This is a genomic window from Psychrosphaera saromensis, assembly GCF_002954545.1.
GTDB lineage: Bacteria > Pseudomonadota > Gammaproteobacteria > Enterobacterales > Alteromonadaceae > Psychrosphaera > Psychrosphaera saromensis.
In genome coordinates, this window is record NZ_MSCH01000003.1 from 3,324,691 (window position 1) to 3,347,575 (window position 22,885).

General features: G+C 38.0%; 22 protein-coding genes. 8 read left to right on the plus strand and 14 right to left on the minus strand.

The genetic code is table 11. The features are described from left to right. Window positions 1–37: 37 nt before the first annotated feature. The 9 genes from BTO11_RS14985 to hisS all read right to left on the minus strand — a co-directional run bounded on the left by BTO11_RS14985 (window position 38) and on the right by hisS (window position 10,360). The gene (locus tag BTO11_RS14985; protein ID WP_146105498.1) at window positions 38–547 is read right to left on the minus strand and encodes a hypothetical protein; all 510 of its coding nucleotides are present in this window, start codon (window positions 545–547) and stop codon (window positions 38–40) included. 101 nt (window positions 548–648) lie between these two features. Further along, on the minus strand, window positions 649–1,350 hold the full coding sequence (locus BTO11_RS14990; RefSeq protein WP_105053357.1) for a VC0807 family protein: 702 nt from the start codon (window positions 1,348–1,350) through the stop codon (window positions 649–651). Window positions 1,351–1,473: 123 nt separating this feature from the next. After that, window positions 1,474–2,688, minus strand: coding sequence for a GGDEF domain-containing protein (locus BTO11_RS14995; RefSeq protein ID WP_229793275.1), 1,215 nt, complete (start codon window positions 2,686–2,688; stop codon window positions 1,474–1,476). After that, on the minus strand, window positions 2,685–3,905 hold the full coding sequence (locus BTO11_RS15000) for an anhydro-N-acetylmuramic acid kinase (protein WP_105053358.1): 1,221 nt from the start codon (window positions 3,903–3,905) through the stop codon (window positions 2,685–2,687). The genes BTO11_RS14995 and BTO11_RS15000 overlap by 4 nt, the downstream gene beginning before the upstream one ends. A gap of 24 nt (window positions 3,906–3,929) precedes the next feature. Continuing rightward, window positions 3,930–5,246 (minus strand): peptidoglycan DD-metalloendopeptidase family protein, encoded by a 1,317-nt coding sequence (locus BTO11_RS15005; protein ID WP_105053359.1) that lies wholly within the window; start codon window positions 5,244–5,246, stop codon window positions 3,930–3,932. Window positions 5,247–5,410: 164 nt separating this feature from the next. After that, window positions 5,411–6,928, minus strand: coding sequence for a ribosome biogenesis GTPase Der (gene der / locus BTO11_RS15010; RefSeq protein WP_105053360.1), 1,518 nt, complete (start codon window positions 6,926–6,928; stop codon window positions 5,411–5,413). Between the two features lie 179 nt (window positions 6,929–7,107). Then, complete coding sequence (gene bamB / locus BTO11_RS15015; RefSeq protein WP_105053361.1) at window positions 7,108–8,361, minus strand: outer membrane protein assembly factor BamB; 1,254 nt, start codon at window positions 8,359–8,361, stop codon at window positions 7,108–7,110. Window positions 8,362–8,377: 16 nt separating this feature from the next. Further along, window positions 8,378–9,025, minus strand: a complete 648-nt coding sequence (locus BTO11_RS15020; RefSeq protein WP_105053362.1) for a YfgM family protein — start codon at window positions 9,023–9,025, stop codon at window positions 8,378–8,380. A 57-nt stretch (window positions 9,026–9,082) separates the two neighbouring features. Then, complete coding sequence (hisS, locus tag BTO11_RS15025) at window positions 9,083–10,360, minus strand: histidine--tRNA ligase (protein WP_105053363.1); 1,278 nt, start codon at window positions 10,358–10,360, stop codon at window positions 9,083–9,085. A gap of 323 nt (window positions 10,361–10,683) precedes the next feature. Here hisS and BTO11_RS15030 point away from each other — a divergent pair, with 323 nt between their 5' ends. The 3 genes from BTO11_RS15030 (at window position 10,684) to BTO11_RS15040 (ending at window position 13,473) form a co-directional block, all read left to right on the plus strand. Next, window positions 10,684–11,856, plus strand: a complete 1,173-nt coding sequence (locus BTO11_RS15030; RefSeq protein ID WP_181135929.1) for an HD-GYP domain-containing protein — start codon at window positions 10,684–10,686, stop codon at window positions 11,854–11,856. Window positions 11,857–11,949: 93 nt separating this feature from the next. Next, window positions 11,950–12,576, plus strand: a complete 627-nt coding sequence (locus BTO11_RS15035; protein ID WP_105053365.1) for a TetR/AcrR family transcriptional regulator — start codon at window positions 11,950–11,952, stop codon at window positions 12,574–12,576. Between the two features lie 339 nt (window positions 12,577–12,915). Next, complete coding sequence (locus tag BTO11_RS15040; protein ID WP_105053366.1) at window positions 12,916–13,473, plus strand: carboxymuconolactone decarboxylase family protein; 558 nt, start codon at window positions 12,916–12,918, stop codon at window positions 13,471–13,473. Window positions 13,474–13,575: 102 nt separating this feature from the next. Here the strand turns inward: BTO11_RS15040 and BTO11_RS15045 are convergent, their stop codons facing one another. Beyond that, a complete protein-coding gene (locus tag BTO11_RS15045) occupies window positions 13,576–14,481 on the minus strand; it encodes a general secretion pathway protein GspB (RefSeq protein ID WP_105053367.1) in 906 nt (301 codons plus the stop codon). Between the two features lie 65 nt (window positions 14,482–14,546). Beyond that, a complete protein-coding gene (locus BTO11_RS15050; RefSeq protein ID WP_105053368.1) occupies window positions 14,547–15,467 on the minus strand; it encodes an ExeA family protein in 921 nt (306 codons plus the stop codon). Between the two features lie 122 nt (window positions 15,468–15,589). Between BTO11_RS15050 and BTO11_RS15055 the strand changes: the two genes are divergently transcribed. Further along, the gene (locus BTO11_RS15055) at window positions 15,590–16,855 is read left to right on the plus strand and encodes a multifunctional CCA addition/repair protein (RefSeq protein WP_105053369.1); all 1,266 of its coding nucleotides are present in this window, start codon (window positions 15,590–15,592) and stop codon (window positions 16,853–16,855) included. A 51-nt stretch (window positions 16,856–16,906) separates the two neighbouring features. On the opposite strand, the gene BTO11_RS15060 is transcribed toward BTO11_RS15055, so the two are convergent. Together BTO11_RS15060 and folB are read right to left on the minus strand one after the other, a co-directional pair. Next, window positions 16,907–17,701 carry an undecaprenyl-diphosphate phosphatase gene (locus BTO11_RS15060; protein WP_105053370.1) on the minus strand — a complete coding sequence of 265 codons (795 nt, stop codon included), beginning with the start codon at window positions 17,699–17,701 and terminating at the stop codon, window positions 16,907–16,909. Between the two features lie 101 nt (window positions 17,702–17,802). Then, window positions 17,803–18,168 (minus strand): dihydroneopterin aldolase, encoded by a 366-nt coding sequence (folB, locus tag BTO11_RS15065; protein ID WP_105053371.1) that lies wholly within the window; start codon window positions 18,166–18,168, stop codon window positions 17,803–17,805. 167 nt (window positions 18,169–18,335) lie between these two features. On the opposite strand from folB, the gene plsY reads away from it, so the two are divergent. Then, window positions 18,336–18,923: a glycerol-3-phosphate 1-O-acyltransferase PlsY gene (gene plsY, locus BTO11_RS15070; RefSeq protein WP_105053372.1), complete on the plus strand. Its 588-nt coding sequence runs from the start codon at window positions 18,336–18,338 to the stop codon at window positions 18,921–18,923. 16 nt (window positions 18,924–18,939) lie between these two features. On the opposite strand, the gene tsaD is transcribed toward plsY, so the two are convergent. Then, the gene (gene tsaD, locus BTO11_RS15075; protein WP_105053373.1) at window positions 18,940–20,001 is read right to left on the minus strand and encodes a tRNA (adenosine(37)-N6)-threonylcarbamoyltransferase complex transferase subunit TsaD; all 1,062 of its coding nucleotides are present in this window, start codon (window positions 19,999–20,001) and stop codon (window positions 18,940–18,942) included. Window positions 20,002–20,254: 253 nt separating this feature from the next. On the opposite strand from tsaD, the gene rpsU reads away from it, so the two are divergent. The 3 genes from rpsU (at window position 20,255) to dnaG (ending at window position 22,862) form a co-directional block, all read left to right on the plus strand. Further along, window positions 20,255–20,470, plus strand: a complete 216-nt coding sequence (gene rpsU / locus BTO11_RS15080) for a 30S ribosomal protein S21 (RefSeq protein WP_105053374.1) — start codon at window positions 20,255–20,257, stop codon at window positions 20,468–20,470. A gap of 30 nt (window positions 20,471–20,500) precedes the next feature. Then, window positions 20,501–20,947, plus strand: a complete 447-nt coding sequence (locus BTO11_RS15085; RefSeq protein WP_105053375.1) for a GatB/YqeY domain-containing protein — start codon at window positions 20,501–20,503, stop codon at window positions 20,945–20,947. A 163-nt stretch (window positions 20,948–21,110) separates the two neighbouring features. Continuing rightward, complete coding sequence (dnaG, locus tag BTO11_RS15090; RefSeq protein ID WP_105053376.1) at window positions 21,111–22,862, plus strand: DNA primase; 1,752 nt, start codon at window positions 21,111–21,113, stop codon at window positions 22,860–22,862. The last annotated feature ends 23 nt before the right edge of the window (window positions 22,863–22,885 follow it).

Here is a 22,885-nt window from a genome sequence, read left to right on the forward strand (position 1 = left end):
ATAGTTATTTTGAAATATAGGTGAGCCTAACGTTAACTTAATTAGGCTTTCTTATATAAACCCCTTTTTTAGCGGGAATATCATCTTCCAAACTAACTAACATCCACTGGTATTGGTTTTCGTTTACCCATTTCCATGTTTCAGTATAAATTTCAATTTCACCGTCCAATGTAATTGATTTATAAATAAACTCTAACGAACCATTTTCAACATTGCCAAAATACTCCAATAATTCAGGAGCTTTGCCCTTTTTCTGAAAAGTGGAAATACCTTTAATTGAGAAACTATCTGGCGAGTAATAAAAAAAACCCTCGCTTACGATATATTCGTTTCCAGCCTCAATCATGAAGTGTTTCATTTTAATCTGCGTACGACCTAAGCCCCACTCAAATACTTTGTAGCTGTCCGTTCCTAGCCACCATTTTCCGCCTATGACATTAGACATCAAATTCAAATGTACTTGTTCTTCCTGGGAGGTCTCTGAATGAATGTATGGGGAACTACAAAACAAGGTAATAGAAAGCAGTAAGCAGTAAATTTTTTTCATATTCATCCAAAATTATCTTTGAAGTAACAAACACTACGTTTGTCACTTCGAGGGATTTAGCATGATATAAAAGTATTCTACAAATACCATTTACGCAAATTTTAGCCTTGGTTATTAAATAACTTATCAAGCGGTAAGCTCGTTAACTTCTCCATTGTTTTTACCACATAAAACAAAATAGCAATTAGCATAATAAATGATGGTATCGCAATAATTGGATAACTCAGCATTGTCATTTCACCAAGTTCTTGATTAAATTCAACCGTACCCGTCGGGCTGGTTACTATCCATTTTGCTAACCAATAATTCATCGCAGCTGAAAAGACAAAAGTAATGGATAAGTAATGATTAGCACGGTTTATTTTGGACTTAAATTGAGCGGTATTATTAGATTTAGCCAGGGCGTCATAAATAAGGTTTAAATTAAATATCATCGGGTTTAATAACATTTTAGCAATGATTGGTTTATTGCTAAATCCAGATAAGAACACAACAAAACCAATTGCAGAAGGGATTGCAGCTTCTTTAACAGCCAACCATTGTACGTCAAGTTCAAATAAGCCTATGCCACCAGTTAACAAGGTACTTAAGAAACCTAACAAGGAGATAAAGTTAAATGACTTATTTTTTATTAAGTCATAGAGCCCGTAAACAAATGGAAATAATAAAGCGAGTACTAACGCGTTAACGCTTCCTAAAGACTCATTATCCGATAACTTCATTAATATTAACGAAGGAACAACAACATTTATGATCAGTTCTAGGAAGACATTAGGTTTACGCTGTGGATCGGTTTGGGTCATATTACTCTCTAATTATATTAATATGGCAACGGCAACCAATCGCCATAGTGTTACCAGTCATTTTGCTTATTTACGTTAACTTAAAATAATGAAATCATTAACTGATCAATAAGGTTAATGAATTTACTCTGCTAAACAGTTTCGCCCTGATTTTTTAGCACGATATAAAGCTTCGTCTGCTTGTTTCATTACTTCGTCAAACTCTTTTAACTCGCCTTCTCTTTCTGCCACACCAATGCTGACACTGACATGAACCGTTTTACTGCGGCTTTGAGCTTTAGAACGCTGTGCTTTACCGGTTTTACGATTGTCTGGACGGTCGTTATTATCACGTATTGTCATAGCGTAACTCGCAATCGCTTCACGAACTTGCTCTAGGTAAGGGATAGCGTAGTGAACAGACTTGTTCGGAAATACAATCGTAAACTCTTCACCGCCGTAACGATAAGCTTTACCACCGCCTTTAACATCATCAATTTTACTTGCCACTAATCTCAACACTTGGTCGCCGACATCATGCCCGTACGTATCATTAAACTTTTTAAAATGATCTATATCTAGCATAGCAACAGTATATTTTTTACCTAACGAAAGAGACGATTGTAATAATGCTCGTCGTGCTGACAACCCGGTTAGTTCATCCGAGAATGCCATTTGATAAGAGTCGGTTAATACACCTTGAATGAGTAACAAGCCAAATACGGAGAACGCCACTAAATGCGTAAGTACAGCAGCATCAATGAGTCGGAAGTAAACAAGGAAAAAGGTAATAATCCAAATACTTAAAATGGATTTACTCGGACTAGAAATGTACTTTACCGCTAACATTAATAGAGCTAACACTGACAGGATCAATTCTATTTGTGTCATACCACCGAGCTTTAAGCCGGTAACTAATTCGGTATTTAATAATTCATGTAAGGTAATTGAATGATTGAAGCGGTAATTGGCCATAATGATGGCTAAGATAATCACGGCTCTGAAAAAGCCATGACGACCAAAAATGGTTTTATTTTGATCAAAACTAAAGCACACCAAAATCAACAACTGACTTAAAAACCACAATGATGGGCTAAACTTCAAATACTTAAAATGTTCAATCTCAACAAATAGCGCCCAGCTTAATAACAAGAACAGTAATATATAAACAACTCGACTTTGTTTGAATTTAAGCGCTACCACAATGGCACCGATGAATAAAAACATAGGCGCTTGTTTTAACAGCGCTTGCCAAGGTCTTAAATCCAACATGCCATTTTGTATCACAAAAAACAGAGCGAATATTAAGATTACCGGTATATAAACCGCTTTAATAAAATTTGTGACTAAGTAATTCAATTATCAACCCTATCTGTTTTAGCACTATACCAACTACCCATTACAATATTTTTTCGGGCACCAGTAACTGAGGGTGAGTTTGCACTAATTAAATTAATACGACAATAGGCTAACCATGCAAAAGCCATTGCTTCCAGTGCATCACTGTTAATACCTAACTCATCAGTCGCTTGAATAGTATATAAAGGTAACTGTTTTTGTAGCTGTTCAATCAAAAATTGGTTATGAACACCACCACCACAAATAAATAATCGTTTGCTGTGCGTAAATGTTTTGATTTGATCTGCAGCGCTTACGACCGTTAACTGTAGTAAGGTTCTTTGAATATCTTCGGCCAATAAATCTTGAGGTACAGGATTGTTACCCGTTATATCTGCAGCAACTTTAACTGCATATAGCTCAAGTTGTTTACTTAGCCAAGCAAGGTTAAATAACTCTTTACCTGTGCTCTTAGGCCAAGGCAACGAAAAATAACGGTCTGCCAACATGATGTCTAACAAAGTTTGATTAACAACACCTGATGCGGCCCACAAGCCTTGGCTGTCATATGATTTCCCAGTGTGTTTTTCACACCAAGTATCTAATAAAGTATTAGCAGGTCCAGTATCGTAACCAATCACGTCTGCATTTGGGTTTAATACCGTTATATTAGCAATCCCACCTAAATTAAGCAGTATGCAAGCTTCACTTTCATCATCTAACGGTTGGTCTATCTCTGTATTAGATTTTTGCGTAAAAAGAGCTTGATGAAATGCAGGAACTAAAGGAGCCCCTTGGCCACCAACAGCAACATCCATATTTCTAAAGTCACTAACCACATCAATACCGGTTAATTGAGCCAGTAAATTAGCATCCGTTATTTGCATACTGAAGGGAAATTCATCGTTCGGTTGATGACGTATAGTTAAACCGTGGCTACCAATGGCGACTATTTGTGACTTATCAATCTGTTGTTGGCTAATTAAGTCATTAACAGCATCTGCAAATAACTGAGCTAGCTGTATTCCAGTATGCCCTAATATCTGCATATTAACGTTTTGTTCAAAGGACAAATGTATGAGATTAGATTTGATTAATTTGGGTAAGGAGACACTATGAAACGCTACGAGTGAGATTTTATCGTAAGAGTTAATTGACTGTATTTCAACAATAGCAACGTCGATAGCATCTAAGCTAGTTCCCGACATTAAACCGACAAAATAACTCTTACTATTCATCGAACTCCATCTATCAACTTTTAATTAACGGATAGCTAGAAGTAGCTGTTTATTATGCTCTAACAAGCCTAAACGCTCTTCGGCAAAAGCAACAAACTGTGTTTTGTTTTTACCTTTCAATGGATTTGCTTTAGGTAAAGATACCGTGCGAGGATTACGATGAACGCCATTTACCAAAAATTCATAATGTAAATGAGGGCCGGCAGCTAAGCCAGTTGAACCGACTAAACCGATCACTTGTCCTTGCTTAACTTTTTGACCACGACGTACTTTACGCTTTGAGAAATGGATATATTTAGTTGTAATACCGCCGCCATGTTCGATAAACACATGATGACCGTTAAATCTGTCGTATCCTGCTTTTATAACTTTACCATCACCAGCCGCAAACACAGGAGTTCCCGTATTAGCTGCATAGTCCACACCTCTGTGCGCTTTCATTCTTTTTTGTACAGGGTGAAAACGTCTATTGCTAAAGTTAGAGCTTATATATTTAAAGTTTACTGGTGAGCGTAAAAAGGTTTTACGCATACTGTCACCATCTGGCGTGTAATAACGGCCATCGTCATAACGAACTGCGGTAAACTTTTCATCTTGATTAATAAATTCGGCAGCCACGATATCACCGTGACCAATAAATTCACCATCAATATAAATCTGTTCTACTAATGCAGAGAAGCTATCACCAGCTCTAATATCTAAAGCAAAATCGACGTCCCAGGCAAAAATATTTGCTAGGTTCATGATCATATTATCGTTTAAGCCAGAAGCAACGCCTGCATTCCAGAAGTTACTATCAATTTTACCTTCGTAGTAAACCGACTTTATCGTTCTAGACTTTTCTTCGAATGAAGATGAATATGATTTGTCTTCTGCTAATTTAGCAACAACGGTTGTTAATTGGTCTTGCTCATAACTTAATGAGACAACCTCTTTGTCTTTATTTAATTCAAATTCTAAAAACTTACCTGGGATCAAACGTGTAAAGGTTTTCGATGCATCGCCTGAGCTTGCAATCGCTAACATGGTTTTTTGAGGTTGTTTTATTCGAGTAAAGATAGTTGCTAATGAATCACCGCTGCGTATTTTAACTTTAAACAAATCGGTGAATTCAACTTCTGTGTTTACTTCGCTGAAATCTAAAGGCACTGGATAGTCTTGACCAACAGAGAGTGCTGCATAATTAGCAACAATGGCATTAGAGACGGTAACTGGGTTGCTCGTCATTCTTGATGCTTTAGCAGATTCACTAGGTAATGCGATCAACAAAGCCAATACCATAGATGCTATTAGGGCTGTTACTCTGTGTTGTTTTGGAAAATTGTCTACTAAATTTTTCATATCTCTTCTTGTAATAATTTATACAATTACTAAATCATTTGTATTCATTGAATACTACTTCAACGAGATTAGCATTCTGACTTTATAAATCCAAGCAGGAAAACCCCTAAACTACAGGAGTTTAGTACAAAAAAGTGCCTTACTGTACAACTATCCATCAAAAACTAGCCTGGTCGTCTGTGTCTTTTAATAAATCCACCAGCTTGTCTTTGTTGAGACAAGGTCATATTTTTTGATTTATTGTCTTCAAATGGGTTAGCACCCTCTCTGAATTCTATCTTAATTGGCGTACCCATTACGTCTAATGCCTTACGGTAATAGTTCATCAAGTAACGCTTGTACGAGTCAGGTAAATCTTTCACCTGATTACCATGGATTACAATTCTAGGAGGATTATAACCACCAGCATGAGCGTATTTTAATTTAACTCGACGACCACGGATCATAGGCGGTTGATGATCATCTTGTGCCATTTTCATGATACGTGTAACCATAGACGTTGAAATACGTTTGGTCGCTGAACGGTATGCTTCATCAATAGATTCAAACAAATGTCCTACGCCAGTACCATGTAAAGCCGAGATGAAATGTAAACGAGCAAAATCAATAAAGCCTAAACGTCTATCTAATTCACGCTTAACATCATTTTTAACATCTTGGTCTAATCCATCCCACTTATTAACCGCTATAACAATTGAACGTCCGGCATTAAGGGCAAAACCTAATAAACTCAAATCTTGATCTGAAATACCTTCCGTAGCATCCAACATCAATAATACAACATTGGCATCTTCAATTGCTTGCAGAGTTTTAACTACCGAGAACTTTTCAACAGTTTGGCGAATTCGGCCACGACGACGAACACCTGCAGTATCAATAATCACATAATCTTGATCATTACGAGACATAGGGATGTAGATTGAGTCTCGAGTGGTACCAGGCAAGTCATATACTACAACACGTTCTTCACCTAACATTCTGTTAGTTAACGTTGACTTACCAACATTAGGACGGCCAATTAAAGCAAATTTAATTGGCACATCGGCAAATGGGACATGCTCAGGTTCTTCAACCTCGATGATGTCACCATTTTCATCAAATTCTGGTTCTGCAATTTCGAAATCTATTTCAGCATCACCGTTTTCAATCGACAACGCCGCCATTTCTAATTCAAACTGCTCTGACAACTGTTCAATAACTGGCATTAATGCTTGGTCTAACAATAATGAAACACCACGACCATGTGCAGCAGCTATCTGATGAACTTCTCCCATTGCTAAATTGTAAAATTCAGCCGTTGTAGAGTCGCCATCTATACCGTCAACTTTATTTGCTACGATAAACGTGGTTTTATTTAATTTTCTTAAATGTTCCGCAATAGCATAATCTGATGCAGTAAGACCTTCACGAGCATCAACTAAAAACAACACAATATCAGCTTCATCAATGGCTAATAATGACTGTTCTGCCATTTCAACTTCAATGCCTTCTTCAGTACCATCGATACCACCAGTATCGACCACAATAAAATTGTGTTCGGCATGTGTTGCTTGTCCGTACTTTCTATCTCTAGTAAGTCCAGGAAAGTCCGCTACTAGCGCGTCTCTTGTACGTGTTAATCGATTAAAAAGAGTCGATTTGCCAACATTAGGACGACCAACTAAAGCAACCACAGGAAGCATGAATTCACCTCAAACATACACTCATATTTATAGAGTAATGTATTTAAATTTTACTAAAAGGCCTAAATATCAGATTTGATAGTTAGGTTGTTGCCACATCTTTCATATTGAAGCTGTGACATAAAAAAGGCTTTGGGTCTTTTATCAAAGACACAAAGCCTAAACTAAAGGGCTAATGTTTACGGTAGACGTAAAGCGCTAACTTTTCCATCACGCGTTTGTATAATCAACATATCACCAGCAACAACTGGTTGAGCGTATGCGCCCTCTTCGTCAAAGTTGAACCAGTTAACAAACCACCAAAAAACAGAACGGTCATAATCTGCGAATTTAAAACGCGAAACAATTTGCCCCGTAGTTTTATCAAAAAAGTGGAAGTAACCTTCATAATCACCAACAACGATTGTATCTTTATATACAACAGGTTGTGTTAAACGACGATTATACAATTCAGATGAAGTCCACTTTTCAATACCGCTAGCGGCATCAACCGCAATAACATTACCTTTTGCGTCAGTTAAGTATAGTACACCTGAATCCATAGCTAGATTGCGGTAAGACGAGTATTCACGTTTCCATAACACTCGACCAGACATCATATCTAAAGCAGCAAGGTTGCCATTATAAGCGATGCTATAAACAGTGGTGCCATTGATAACTGGCTTACTATCTGCGTCGATTAACTTCTCTAACTCTGTTGAACCTTGAACGGTACCAATAGCTTGTTCCCAAGCTGGAATACCACGTTCTAAAATTATAACTGATAATTTACCAGTTGCAGTACCAACAAGAACACCACCTCCTGCGATGGTTGGTGATGAAGTACCGCGTAAAGATAGAGCTGGTACATCCGTCGCTATTTGCCAGCGTATTTCACCAGTATCTGGGTGTAAAGCCGCAACATAACCTGCAGCTGTAGTAACTGCTATCCAGCCTTCACCAGCTGATGGGGCAGCAACAACTTCACCTTTAACTTCGGTACGCCATAACACTTCACCCGTTTCTTGTGACAAAGCTAGTACATCGCCGTTTTCAGTGCCTATGTATAAATTTTTATAAGCCGCGGTAATACCACCGCTTAATTTTTCAGGTTTTACCGTAGTAAAAGTTAATGCATCCCATAAAGTAGGAGGATTGACTCTTACATCAGTTGACCAAATTTCATCGCCACTGTTTTCGTCAAATGCAACAACTTCACCATCACGATTTGCAGCAAAAACAACGTTATCAATCGCCGCTGGCGTTAAATTTGAAAAGTAGTTATCAACACCAGCACCCGCAGTTTCACGCCAAACAAGTTCAACTTCTTTCGTTGAATTTAATGGTTTAATTTCTGCTATACGGAATTCTTCTTTTATTTCATTACTTTCACATCCGGCTAAACCGAATACTAATGCAAGTGTAATTGCCGTGAACTTAGCTTGTTTTAACATTCAACAGGGCCTTAAATTAGCTAGTTGTTTTTGAAGATAAAGCTAAATCATCTAACTTCATTTTAAGTAGGTTATTGCCTTCTAAGCCGTCATTGTCTGCTGCTAACTGATAAGACATACGAGCTTTATCTTTATCACCTTGAGCTAAATGTACATCACCCACCAATTCAGCAACACGTGCCACATAACCATCGCTGTTAATCGTACCTAATGTTTGTAAGGCAACATCATATTGTTCCAATTGAATTTGGATACGAGCAAGACGCAAAGAAACTAATTCTTTTAAACTCACAGAGTCTGTCAATGTTAAAGCCGATGTTAAGTTATTTGCAGCAACATCAAATTTGCCATCAGCAACCGCTTGTTTTGCAGCAAGCAACTGGACAAATACACCATAACCAGATTCACCATAGGTAGTGGTAAATGCTTTTAATTCTGTTTCTACCGACTCAGATGAAGCCGTATCAGCCTGGCTGACTTTTACAAACTCTTCGTACTGTACTGAAGCGGCTTCTTGTGTTGCAGCTTCTTTATCAACGTACCAATTCCAAGCGCCAAATCCGCCTAAACCTAGGACAACACCGACAACGATTTGACTACCGTTTTCTTTCCAAAAACTCTTTATTGCTTCAACTTGTTGTTCTTCAGTAGAATAAACTTCCATTATAACCTCTATATCTGTACTGCATCAGTTGGGATTGATTACCCTACCGATATCTATTTAAGCAAAGATCGTATTGATACGTTCTTCCAATTCTGACCAACTAACCACTTCTTGCTCTACATTTTCACGTAGGTATTTAAGTGTAATTTGCTGATTTGTAATTTCGTCGTCTCCCAAGATTAAGGCAATTGATGCTCCAACCTTGTCAGCTCTTTTCATTTGTTTCTTAAAGTTGCCACCACCACAGTGGTTAACAACTCTAACTTGCGGTGCAGCTTGTCTTAAAATTTCAGCTATTTCAACCGCTTTTATTTCTGCTTGTTCACCAGCTGCGACCATATAGACATCAGCCGTCGACGTTGGTTCCTTTAAAATTTCTAAGGTTTGCAATAATAAGACTAATCTTTCGATGCCCATAGCAAAACCAACGGCAGGTGTAGGCTTACCACCAAGTTGTTCAACTAAGCCGTCGTAACGACCACCCGCTAAAACGGTTCCTTGAGAACCTAAGCTAGTTGTAACCCATTCAAACACAGTTCTGTTGTAGTAATCTAATCCACGAACTAACCGTTCGTTTACTACATATTCAATCCCAGCAGCGTCTAAGCGTAAACGCAACTGTTTGAAATGCTCAACCGACTCATCATCTAAATAGTCAGACAATTTGGGCGCATTTTCTAATAAACTTTGCACATCTGGATTTTTACTATCTAAGATACGCAAAGGATTTGTTGTTAATCTACGTTTTGAATCTTCATCTAATTTGTCTTCATGTTGTGACAAATATTCAACTAATGCTGCACTGTAATCTGTACGCGACTCATTTGAACCTAATGAATTAATTTCTAAGGTTAAATGCTCAGAAATATTAAATGCTTTCCAAAGACGAGCTGATAATAAAATAACTTCCGCGTCCATATCTGGTCCTGCAAAGCCATAAGACTCAACACCAAACTGATGGAACTGACGATAACGACCTTTTTGAGGACGTTCATGGCGGAACATAGGTCCGGTATACCATAGGCGTTGTTGTTGATTATATAACAAAGCCCCTTGATTTGCGGCTCTAACGCAAACAGCTGTACCTTCAGGACGTAATGATAAAGAGTCACCATTACGGTCTTCAAATGTGTACATTTCTTTTTCAACAATGTCGGTTACTTCACCAACTGAACGTTTAAACAGATCGGTAAATTCGACGATAGGAAAGCGAATTTCTGAATATCCATAACTGGCGACAGTTTGACGGATAACCGATTCAACTTGCTGCCACTGGGCAGTTTCCGCTGGTAAACAGTCATTCATTCCACGAATTGCTTGAATTGGCTTAGACACTGATGATCCATTCTCTGGTTGAGTTAAAAATTAGCGGCGTATTATAGAGCTAATCAGCCTCAAGGTAAATTGATAACGCTAATTTGCTAAATAAAAATTTTAATGGTGTATGAATTTAGCGAGTAATTTACCGAAAACTAATCAACAACTGACTTTTCTCCACTTTATTTTTATACGAAACACACATAACCCTTGCGGTATTTAGCATAATAAGTATAAATAAAGTTTACGCCACCTGCGTATGAACAGAATGACTATTCTCAAACTTTTTACTTTGTTGGATATAACCAACATTGCAGAATATGAAAGGTAAACCGCTCCAAATGCCAACATTTGTAAAATGCCCAATCACCCATCTAACAGTAGGCCAATATGTTGCTGACATATCTCAGCAAGTAGGCCGTATAAAAGTATCTACCGCTGGTTGGATATCCAATAAATCAATCATTAGCGAGCTCGCGGCAAAAGGTGTGGTTGAAGTTATTGTTGATGTTGAAAAACAATTAAGTGACACCTTAAAGGCAACTCAACTGTCGGTTAAATCCGAGTTTCAAGATGTTCCGTTTGAAGATGAACTCCCTCGGGCTAAAAAAGTCGTCAATAAACTGTTAACCGACTTACAAAATGCGTTTAGCCAAATAAGAGATAAAGATATTTTTGACCTAAGTCACTTACATTTGGCAACGATGGCCTTTATTGCATCGGCCTACCGTAATCCGTCTGCCATATTATGTATTGTACGAGCCACTCAATTTGATGATTATCAATTAGGTCACGCGGTAAGAACTGCCGCCTATTATTGTAAGACCTTCAGGGTAATGCAGTGGCCTTCTGAGTCTATACAAAACTGGGTAGTCGGTGCTTTTTTACATGACATTGGTAAGTTGCATATGAAACAAAGTATTCAACAACCCCATTTATTGGACATCAGTGAATCGACAAGAGAAAAAGACAATTTTATAGTGCCTGCACACATAGAAGAAGGTGTGTCTATTGCCAAAGAAACGGGTGGCTTTGCAGAAGAAACCATTGAAGTGATTCAAATGCATCACGAACGGCTTGATGGCTCCGGCTATCCTACAGGCCAAGGCTTAACAGATATAAATGATGCCATGCGGATATTTACCATCATTGATGAATTAGACCGCTTGATGCATGTACCAGTCAAAGGAAAGTATTTAAACGCAATTGCGGCTTATCAAAAATTACTAAAAATGGAAAAGGAATTTGATTTTGAGTTTATACAACAAATAATAAAATCAATCGGCATTTACCCTCCTGGTTCATTGGTTATCTTAAAAAGTCGCAGAGTTGGAATTGTATTAGGCAACCATGGCTCTACGGTAAAACCAGATATTAAGCTTATTTATGACGACAGGCTCAGCCAACATATAAACGTCACAACCTTGTCATTAAGTAAAACGAAAGAAACCGACGAAATTGCAGATTTTTATGACACTAGCATGTTCCCAGATTTAGCTGAACGCTATTTATAATGTGTAAAATTAATTTTTATCAAAACAATATTTGATTGATTCATACCATTAGGTACAATAGGGGCTAATTATTATATTGTAAGCGAGAATTGTATGGCTAGTGGCAGAAAAAAATCATTTAAAGAAAGTGAAGCGCTAGTGGCTGCAATGGAAGTATTTTGGGCTAAAGGTTATGTTGGCGCATCTTTGTCCGATTTAACTCATAGCATGGGGATTAATAAACCCAGCATGTATAGTACTTTTGGCAATAAAGAAGCCTTGTTTATTCAAACGACTCAACTGTATATAAAAAATAGTGAACAGAGACATTCAGCGTTTTTGTTCGAAGAAAACCTCCCGCTAGCTCAGCGGATTAAAAATCACATGGCTTCTATAGTATTAACTCAATGTGAGACAGGCCATCCAAAAGGATGTTACTTAGTACTTTGCCAATCAGAATTAGTGGGTGGTGGGATCCCTGAAGCTGCAAGCGAAGTTTTGAACAAGGCAAGAGTAGATAGCCAAAAGCAATTAACTGAGTTTTTTCAAACTGATCCTGAGTCTATTAAATTAGGATTAAATAAATGTGCGGCACAAAGCGCGCTGTGTATTATTACCACGTTAAGAGGCACTGCGACTATGGCTCGTGCGGGCTCTAGTTATACCGAGCTTGAGTTTGTTATTGATAATAGCTTACGAGGTATTGGCTTACTTCCAAACAATGACCAAAATATTCATTAATGGCATTCATTTAAAAATAGATAGCTAAAATAGAGTAAAGAAAAGGACTTCATGGACACTTAGGCCCAGTGCAGATTATTTCAGTAGCCTTTATTTCATTGTCTTTATTTCAACATATCTCTTATGTCGCTCCTTCTATTTCGACATCTTTTATATTTTACATCGCTTTTTTTTAAATAATTCAATCATCAAATTACATTAAAACAAGGCGTTGAAAATTAATTAAGCGTTAACTGCGACTCTATTTAAATTTTTATTGTCATTCAGTGTTGACTTTTTATTACCGCTCGGTACAATATCGACAAATCATACCCATTGGTACAAAAAAGAGAGATATAAATGACTACTTTAACAATCCATACAATTGAATCAGCTCCAGAAGCAAGCAAACCATTATTAGAGCAATCTCTAAAAACAAATGGCATGTTACCAAACCTTCACGGTACGCTTGCTAGTTCACCAAATCTTTTTGAAGCATACCAAACACTACATAACTTATTTGCTAGCTCTTCATTCACAGCCGAAGAACTTACTGTTGTATGGCAAGGTATTAATGTTGAGCATGGTTGTACTTACTGTGTTCCAGCTCATACTGCAATTGCTCATTCGATGAAAGTTGATGCTGCGCTAATTGAAGCATTAAGAGATGAAAAGCCAATGCCTACGCCAAAATTACAAGCATTGTTAGATATGACATTAACGCTAGTACGTAATCGTGGCCATGTAACAGATGCTGAGCTAGAAAGCTTTTACGCTGCGGGTTACGGAGAACGTCAAGTGCTTGACATTATTCTTGGTATTTCACAAAAAGTGATCAGTAACTACACAAATCATGTTGCTAATACACCTGTAGATGCACCATTCCAACCATTTGCTTGGACAAAAAAAGCTAAGTAATAGCGGTTAAAAACAAAAGACGATGTACTTAGTACATCGTCTTTTTTTGTGCATAAATTTCATTAACCCGTTTTGCGCTAAAGCATTATCAATTAATTATATTCACTGAACAAAATCAACTAAAGCTAGCTGCCCTACTTTCCTATTGTTAAAGCGCCAAACAATCATATCTTGCCTAATCTCCAATAAAGTTAAACCAGACTGCAACTCTTGACCTTCATATAATACTTTATCGTTTATTTTTACCCAGCGTTCGCTAACATCAGAAGAAAAGATATGCATCTGATAAATAATATTCGGCAAAAGCGCGGTTTGATAAACCGTTAAATCGTCGAGTAATAATACATCACTACTCGATGACAAGTTCATTTCAAAGTTATCTTCAAAGGCTTCTGGTATTTCTGTCGCCTTTATTGCTTCAGCAAATGATGCTTTTAAAGTATTTGGTACGCCAGTTAAATCGACGTCATCAGTCACTTTCTGTGATGAAGCATCGGTTACTGCAGGTGTTTGTTTTGGAGTGTTAGTAACTTTTGAAACAACTTTACCTTCCGAGTTCACAGCCACTTCGATCGTTGGATCTGCTTTAGGCTGTTCTTCTTTTGTAATGACATCTAACTGATTAGCTTTTGGATTAGCTTTAGTATTAACCGCATCTTCTGTCAGCTTTGTAACAATAGGTGTTGGAGTATTAACCTCCGCATTATTCGACCACATAAAATTGCCATAAATATACCCAACTAATAAGCCGACAATTAATAATAAACTGGCAATAAAAATCCAAATAAACCAAGGTAAATGACTTTGTCCGTGACTGTTTTGCCCGTAACCAGAATGAGACCCAGCAAATTGCTGAGACTGATACGAACCGGATGTCGCCACCGTAGGTTGGCTAGTTAATAAATCAGAGTGCTTGGCTGTATTCTGTTGTGCGATCTGATTTTTATTTTCACTAACAACAGGCTTGTTCTGATTGTTTTTTAATAAGGCTTGGTATAACAAACTCATTTAATTCATTCCATTTTGATCGTTATCTAAAGCGGTTTTCTAAAGTGGTTAAGTAAAGCTAACGACTAAAGAGAACCACTAAAAAAGTAACCCGCTAACATTAGGCTAAACGTCATGACAACAAGTATGGCCGCAGCATAAATAGCTAACTTTTTATTCCTTTGAGGTCGAGCTTGCAATTGTCCTCCGAGTACTTCAGCTACGGCTTGTTTGGTGGTTTTATTATCCACAAAAAATTGACCTTTAGCATAAGCTCCCATTAACGCTCTATCCGCTAATAAGTTAATTAACCTAGGTGTGCCTTTCGCTTGCTGAAAAATAATCGTCATCGATTTTTTATCAAATAACGGACGACTGCCACCAACCGCAATAACTCTATGATTTATATATGCAAACGTTTCATCTTTGGTTAACGGCAATAAATGATACCTTGCGGTTATACGCTGCGCTAACTGTCTAAGTTCTCTAGTATTTAATTTTTCTTGTAACTCAGGTTGGCCAATTAAAATAATCTGCAGTAATTTTTTATCATTGGTTTCTAAGTTAGTAAATAAACGCAATTGTTCTAATGCTTGCGTGGATAAATGCTGCGCTTCATCAATCACCAGTAAACTCGACTTCCCTAGTTTGTCCTGTTCAATCAAGAAAAGTTGCAATGCATCTGATAAAACTTTGTGATCATCTTTATGCTCAACTGGGATTTCAAACGACTCACAAACGGTTTGTAACAATTGAATATTATTTAACGTGGGATTTAAAATATACGCGACGTTAAACGTGTCGGGTAAATCACCAAGAACAGCGCGACTAACCATGGTCTTTCCCGTGCCAACCTCACCGGTCAACATCACAAAACCACCACTACCACGTAAACCATAACGTAAGTAACCAATCGCTTCTTTATGACGGCTGCTCGGATACATCAAGTTAGGATTCGGCGCTATATTAAACGGTTCTTGTTTTAACTGAAAATACTCTAAGTACATTATGGTTACTTCAAATTAACAGGTTGTTGAATTATATTTAAGGCGATTCGCAGTAGTAGCGACTTTCGAATAATAACAGAATATACTAACGGTATAAGTAAAAGTTAGTTTAAGGTTTTTGAGTGCAAATATATCTAGTCGGTGGTGCAGTACGAGATTCGCTTTTGCAGTATCCCATAAAAGATAAAGACTACTTAGTGACGGGGGCCACAATCCAGCAAATGCTCGATTTAGGCTACCAACAAGTTGGCAGATCATTCCCTGTTTTTTTACATCCTGAGACTCATCAAGAATATGCGCTAGCACGCACCGAAAAAAAATCAGGTAGTGGTTACACAGGCTTTGTTTGTGACTTTTCTACCGACATTACCGTCGAGCAAGATTTATTACGTCGTGACTTAACTATTAATGCCATGGCGATGATTGAAGACAGCTCGACGGCAAAAAAAACCATCATTGACCCTTATAACGGCCAACAAGACTTAAACGATAGAATTTTGCGCCATGTATCAGACGCATTTAGTGAAGATCCGTTACGTGTTTTAAGAGTCGCTCGTTTTGCCGCTAGGTATCATCACTTAGGCTTTACCATAGCCGACGAAACACTTGCCTTAATGACACGTATATCTGAGTCGGGTGAGCTGTTAGCTTTAACGCCAGAGCGTGTGTGGCAAGAAATGGAGTCGTCATTGGCTGAGCGATCTGCCCATGTATTTTTTGAAGTATTACGTTCCGTTGGCGCTTTGGCAGTATTATTACCTGAGCTAAATTCTCTTTGGGGCGTACCTAATCCTCCCAAATGGCATCCAGAGATAGATACTGGCTTGCATACTATGATGGCGCTAAAACAAGCCTGTCTGTTAACTGATTCGGTGGAAATACGTTTTGCGGTTTTATGCCATGATTTTGGCAAAGGCTTAAGCCCTGTAGATAATTTACCTCATCATCATGGTCATGAAAAATCTGGCGTAGAATTAGTAAAACAAGTTTGTCAGCGCTTTAAGATACCAAATAACTTTAAAGACTTAGCATCTATAACCTGTGAGTTTCATAGTCATATACATAGGGTATTTAATTTAACGGCCGAACCAATCTTAAGCTTGTTCGATAAGGCCGATGCATGGCGAAAACCAGAACGTTTTAATCAGCTTTTACTCGCATGCAAAGCGGATTTAAAAGGTAGAACGGGGTTTGAAGATAAAGAATACCCACAAGGCCAATTTGTGGTTAAATTATTAGATACGGCAAATAAAGTTGCGGTGCAGGATGTTATTCAGTCTGGCTTTAATGGGCCTGATATTAGAGCCGAATTATCGCGAAGAAGAATTGAGAAAATACAAGAGTGTATTGATATATCTGTTGATATAAAACCAACAGAGCCTAATTAATGATCAGGCTCTGTTTTAATATGATACTGTAACTTATCTACTCTATCTAGGTTAGATAAAGAAGGCTATCAAAATGCCACCAAGAGCTAAGCGGTAGATCACAAATGGCATCATGCCAATCTTCTCGACTAAGATCAGGAAGTAGTGAATACAAGCATAAGCACTAATAAAAGATAACAAGGTCCCCAGTCCAATTGCCGTCCAATCAACTGGAATGATTTGCTGACTTAGCTCTATCGTTTTATATCCACCGGCTGCAAATATTAGTGGTATTGACAATAAAAATGAAAAACGCGCTGCGGCTTTAGCGGTTAAGCCTAAAATTAATCCAGCCGTTATTGTTATACCGCTGCGTGACGTACCTGGGATTAATGCCAATACTTGCGCAAAACCAATAACTAATACTTCCTTCACTGTTATTTCATATTCACCTTTGGTTTGTTTGGCATTTTTATCTGCCCACCAAAGTAATAAACCAAATAAAATAGTCGTGATTGAAATAACCGTTACATTTCTTAAGTTGCCTTCAATAAAGTCATTAAAGATTAAACCGGCTAATCCAGCAGGTATCGTCCCTAAGATAATCAACCAAGCCAGTTTACTTTCTGAGTCATGTTTACCAAATAACGAGGCAAACCAACTGACCGCCATACGGCCTACTTCTTTACGAAAGTACAATACAACGGCGAATAAACTCCCCGCATGCACAGCAACATCAAATGCTAAACCTTGGTCTTGCCAACCAAAAACGTGTGATGGCAAAATTAAATGCGCCGAACTTGAAATTGGCAAAAACTCAGTCAATCCCTGTAATATTGCCAACACGATAATTTCAATTAATCCCACAACACTTCCTTATTTAATTTTTATAATTATTAAGTCTCGTTTTTTAACCGAGTTTTAATACCGTTTAATGTGTTTTATTAGTACTTTTATTAATTCTTTTATTAATACAAAGGCTTAGTACGTTCGATAATGACACCAACACTTGCCGTGTTTGGAACCGCACCTAATTTACGTAGTGTGATCTTAACGCTACTTACTTGATAATCAGCAAGAATTAATTCAGCAACTTTTTCCGCAACCGTTTCTATTAATTCCGCTTGATTCTGCTTAGCTAGATTAACAACATCCTCTGCTACAACCGAATAATCAACGGTTTTAGATAAGTCATCTATTTGAGCTGCGGCTTTAATGTCAGTGCGCATTTCAATATCAAACTGTAATGTTTGCTCAATCTTCTTTTCCCAATCGTATACACCTATGACTGTGTCTACTTTTAACGCTTCTATAAAAACAATATCGTGGATCATTTATTATTCCTGAGTAAGATAGAATTGAGTTAACTATTCTGGTCGGATACCATTTAGCTCAGTAACTCGTTATAGTGATGCCTTAATTGAGGCGTAAATACCAAAAAGTATTTGGCACAATCACAAAGAACACGAATTCTATCCCAAAAAACTAAATTGAGAAACTGATGCCGGTAGACTTTTTGTTAGTATTAATTATTTCCTACGCAATAGGATCAATTAACTCTGCAATTATTTTTAGTAAAATACGCCATTTACCCGACCCTAGAACTGTGGGTTCTAACAATCCGGGGGCGACTAACGTATACCGTACTGCTGGTAAAATGACAGCCGTAGCTGTGTTATTGTTTGATGTATTAAAAGGAATTGTCGCAACTTGGGGGAGTTATTATATTGGTTTAACACCAATAGAAATTGGTTTTGCTGGACTGTTCTGTTGTCTGGGCCATATGTACCCAATATTTTTTGGTTTTAAAGGCGGAAAAGCGGTTGCCACGGGTTTTGGTTGTTTATTACCAGTTGGGCTGTCTTTAGGCATTAGCGTATTAGTTGTTTGGTATTTAGTGTTTAGAAAAACGGGGTATTCTTCTATTGCGGCAATCGTATCAGTTTCATTGTCGCCATTTGTCACCTTCTATATTGATGATAAATACGTCATCCCAGTGACTATGATTGCTTGTCTCATTATTTTACGACATATCCCTAATGTAATGCGCCTCATTAATGGTACCGAACCAAAAACGAGACGTAGCTAACTCGACAAACCTAACGTTAAATAGCGGGTAACTCTTCAATTGACCATCTAGGTCGCGCTTTTATTAGTAAATCACGGTCACCATATTTTTGTAAACGTTGTGCGCCTGCATAGGCGATCATAGCGCCATTGTCGGTACAAAACTCATGACGAGGGTAATAAACTTGCCCTTTATGTTTCTCCATTAACTTAGCTAATTTATTACGTAACTCTGTATTTGCGCTCACACCACCGGCGATCACTAAGGTTTTAATACCGGTTTGTTCTACTGCTCTTCTGCATTTAATCGCAATCGTATCTACAACTGCTTCTTGGAATGCATAAGCGATGTCAGCTTTAATTTGTTCTACATTTTCTGGTGCATCTTCGTTTTGTGTAGACTTACTGCCCGCTAATATTATTCCTTCTGAACGAATAACATTGGCCGCCGCCGTTTTTAAACCACTAAAAGAAAAGTCCAATCCTGGTCTATCCGTCATTGGACGAGGAAATTTATATACGCCTGGCGTACCAGATTCCGCTAATTTAGCTAACATAGGGCCACCTGGATAATCTAAACCAAGTAACTTAGCTGTTTTATCAAAGGCTTCGCCTGCGGCATCGTCAATGGATTCACCCAGTATTTGATAATCACCAATGGCTTTTACTTCAACCAGCTGTGTATGCCCGCCTGACACTAATAAAGCGATAAATGGAAATGCTGGTGTGTCATCCTCTAACATAGGCGCTAATAGGTGCCCTTCCATGTGATGTACTGGTACTGCAGGAATATCCCAAGCAAATGCTAATGAACGGCCAATACAAGCACCAACCATTAACGCCCCCACTAAACCTGGGCCAGATGTATAAGCAATACCATCAATGTCATCTTTAGCTATATTAGCGTCAGCCATCACCTTTTTAATTAAAGGTATGGTTTTACGCACATGATCTCGAGATGCTAATTCAGGGACGACACCACCATAATCAGCGTGTACATCAATTTGGCTATATAGCTCATGCGCTAATAAACCTTTGTTAGTATCAAACAGAGCAATACCTGTTTCATCACATGAAGATTCGATACCTAAAATTAACATCTAGTGAAACCTTTCTATTAATTGTAAAATAACTGAAACCATTACTGGCCAGTTAACAGCCGACCATTTACTAACCAAGAAGTAACGTCAGAGCCTTTTAAGATGGCGGCATTCTACCCATTCTTTAATTATTCCTCCAGTATTTAAATTAGGACTTTACATTTAGTATTAGATGGCATTAAAATGCCGCACTATTTTTATTAGTCTTGGTTAATATTTAACCATATATCCAAATACTGAGGTGAATTTTTAAATGCCAGTAATTAAAGTTAAAGAGAACGAACCGTTTGATGTTGCTCTACGTCGTTTCAAGCGTTCATGTGAAAAAGCAGGTATCCTTTCAGAAGTGCGTCGTCGCGAACATTTCGAAAAACCAACTTGGGCACGTAAGCGTAAGAAAGCAGCAGCTGTTAAACGTCACTTGAAAAAAGTTTCACGTGAGAACGCTCGTCGCATCAAGCTTTACTAATATTGGTTTACTTTCTCTAAAGGATTTTCCATGAATTTGAAAGATCAGCTTAAAGAAGCTATGAAAGATGCAATGCGTGCTAAAGCTAAACTTAGCTTAACCACAATTCGCATGGTAATGGCTGCTATAAAGCAAAGAGAAGTTGACGAAAGAATTGAACTGGTCGATGAAGACGTGATTGCTATTTTAACCAAAATGGTTAAACAGCGCCGCGATTCTCAAGCACAATTTGAAAGTGCTGATCGACCAGAGTTAGCTGAAAAAGAAGCGGCTGAGATAGTGGTTATCGAAGCATTTTTACCTCAACCTCTTACCGAGGAAGAAGTAACGTCACTTGTAGCGCAAGCTATCACATCTTCTGGTGCCTCTGGCATGCAGGATATGGGTAAAGTGATGGCTGAGTTAAAACCAACTATTACCGGTCGTGCTGACATGGGTAAAGTAAGTGGATTAGTAAGAGCTCAACTTAACAGTTAGTTTTAATCTGCAACAGCCCGAGTAAAAGTTTGAATCAAAACCGTGCATTTTCGAATGTGCGGTTTTGTTGTTTTTACACTAGATATTATTTTCTATTGTTTCCAGAACGACGCTATTCTGCAATAATCCCCTATTCATTTTAAATTTTTATATAAGAGGTTTTGTGTCCGGACGTATTCCAAAACAATTTATCGATGATTTAATTGAACGTACCGACGTTGTCGATTTAATTGATGCAAAAGTTCCTCTCAAAAAAGCAGGTAAAAATTACCAAGCTTGCTGCCCTTTTCATAATGAAAAATCGCCATCTTTTAGTGTAAGCCCAGATAAACAGTTTTATCATTGTTTTGGTTGTGGTGCCCATGGCAACGTTATTGGTTTCTTAATGGAATATGAACAACTTGAGTTTGTTGAAGCCATTGAAGAACTCGCCCGTTTACATGCTTTGGATATTCCACGAGAAGATGTAAAAGGCAAAACTCAAAAATATGAATCCGTTAGTCGAGAGCAAAAACTCTCTGATTATGAGTTATTAGAGACCGCCAGTAAGTTTTTTCAACACCAGTTAAAACACGATGAAAACTCAAAGAAAGTTATTGAGTATTTAAAATCTCGTTCATTAAGTGGCGAAATAGCCCAGCAATATGGCATAGGTTACGCACCTGAGTCTTGGGATAAAGCGTTAAAGTCTTTATCCAAAACGCCAGAACAGCAGCAACAGTTAGTTGACTTAAAAGTTCTAACCCAGAATGACAAAGGCAGAACCTACGACTTTTTCCGTAATCGCGTTATGTTTCCAATTCGAGATAAACGTGGCCGTGTAGTAGGCTTTGGTGGCCGAGTTATAGATGACTCGATGCCGAAATACCTTAATTCACCAGAAACTCGCGTGTTTCATAAAGGTCGAGAGTTATATGGTTTTTATCAGGCAAAAGTTGCAAATCCAAAACTAGAAAAAGTATTAATTGTTGAAGGTTATATGGATGTTGTTTCCTTAGCCCAACAAGGTATTAATTATGCCGTTGCATCACTCGGTACTGCTACAACCGCCGATCATATGCAAATGTTGTTCAGAGCAACACGCCAAGTTATTTGTTGCTATGACGGCGACCGAGCAGGTCGTGACGCAGCTTGGCGTGCATTAGAAAATGCATTGCCACATTTGAAAGATGGCATTGATCTCAGATTCTCATTTTTACCAGACGGTGAAGATCCAGATACTATGGTGCAAAAAGAGGGCAAAGACGCTTTTGAACAACGCCTTAGTCAATCAACACCTCTGCTTAGTTATTTTTACGAACATTTTCTAGTGGATTTAGACATTACTACTGACGCTGGTAAGTCAGCTTTAGTCGCTGCGGCCAAGCCATTAATTGAAATGGTTCCGAGTGATTATTATAAAGAAGCACTAATGGCCAAACTCGCCGATTTAATTGGCAAGTCAGTTGATAAATTAGTTGGCTTTAATCGCTCTCCAATCGCTCAAATCAGGCAAAAACAAACCGAGTTACAAGTAACTCCTATGCGCCGTGCCATTGCATTATTGTTACAGCATCCCCATTTAGCTAAGGTAGTACCTTTTATTCCAGCATTAAGCCAAGCTGACTTACCTGGTTTTAACGTACTAATTAACATTCAAAAAACAATTTTGGAACAGCCTGAGATTAAATCTCATATTTTGCTAGAACGTTTTAGGGAAAGTAAAGAGTACTCATTTTTGTCGCGTTTATTTGCTTGGGAACACCATATTACCGAAGAAAATTTAGCGCCAGAGTTTTCCACTACCTTTAAGTTTTTACAGGATAACTACCTAAAGAAACGCTTAGAGCAATTGGAAATAAAAGGCAAAACCAATCAGCTAAACAAAGAAGAATGGAAAGAATACAGTGCGCTATTAATGGCACTAAAAGGTTAATTACGGCTATCGTTTTACAGGTC

Bases quoted from the DNA above. Each gene is read 5' to 3' on its own strand.
- BTO11_RS14985 (WP_146105498.1), bottom strand. From the start codon at position 547: ATGAAAAAAATTTACTGCTTACTGCTTTCTATTACCTTGTTTTGTAGT.
- BTO11_RS14990 (WP_105053357.1), bottom strand. From the start codon at position 1,350: ATGACCCAAACCGATCCACAGCGTAAACCTAATGTCTTCCTAGAACTG.
- BTO11_RS15000 (WP_105053358.1), bottom strand. From the start codon at position 3,905: ATGAATAGTAAGAGTTATTTTGTCGGTTTAATGTCGGGAACTAGCTTA.
- BTO11_RS15005 (WP_105053359.1), bottom strand. From the start codon at position 5,246: ATGAAAAATTTAGTAGACAATTTTCCAAAACAACACAGAGTAACAGCC.
- der (WP_105053360.1), bottom strand. From the start codon at position 6,928: ATGCTTCCTGTGGTTGCTTTAGTTGGTCGTCCTAATGTTGGCAAATCG.
- bamB (WP_105053361.1), bottom strand. From the start codon at position 8,361: ATGTTAAAACAAGCTAAGTTCACGGCAATTACACTTGCATTAGTATTC.
- BTO11_RS15020 (WP_105053362.1), bottom strand. From the start codon at position 9,025: ATGGAAGTTTATTCTACTGAAGAACAACAAGTTGAAGCAATAAAGAGT.
- BTO11_RS15030 (WP_181135929.1), top strand. From the start codon at position 10,684: ATGCCAACATTTGTAAAATGCCCAATCACCCATCTAACAGTAGGCCAA.
- BTO11_RS15035 (WP_105053365.1), top strand. From the start codon at position 11,950: ATGGCTAGTGGCAGAAAAAAATCATTTAAAGAAAGTGAAGCGCTAGTG.
- BTO11_RS15040 (WP_105053366.1), top strand. From the start codon at position 12,916: ATGACTACTTTAACAATCCATACAATTGAATCAGCTCCAGAAGCAAGC.
- BTO11_RS15045 (WP_105053367.1), bottom strand. From the start codon at position 14,481: ATGAGTTTGTTATACCAAGCCTTATTAAAAAACAATCAGAACAAGCCT.
- BTO11_RS15050 (WP_105053368.1), bottom strand. From the start codon at position 15,467: ATGTACTTAGAGTATTTTCAGTTAAAACAAGAACCGTTTAATATAGCG.
- folB (WP_105053371.1), bottom strand. From the start codon at position 18,168: ATGATCCACGATATTGTTTTTATAGAAGCGTTAAAAGTAGACACAGTC.
- plsY (WP_105053372.1), top strand. From the start codon at position 18,336: ATGCCGGTAGACTTTTTGTTAGTATTAATTATTTCCTACGCAATAGGA.
- tsaD (WP_105053373.1), bottom strand. From the start codon at position 20,001: ATGTTAATTTTAGGTATCGAATCTTCATGTGATGAAACAGGTATTGCT.
- rpsU (WP_105053374.1), top strand. From the start codon at position 20,255: ATGCCAGTAATTAAAGTTAAAGAGAACGAACCGTTTGATGTTGCTCTA.
- BTO11_RS15085 (WP_105053375.1), top strand. From the start codon at position 20,501: ATGAATTTGAAAGATCAGCTTAAAGAAGCTATGAAAGATGCAATGCGT.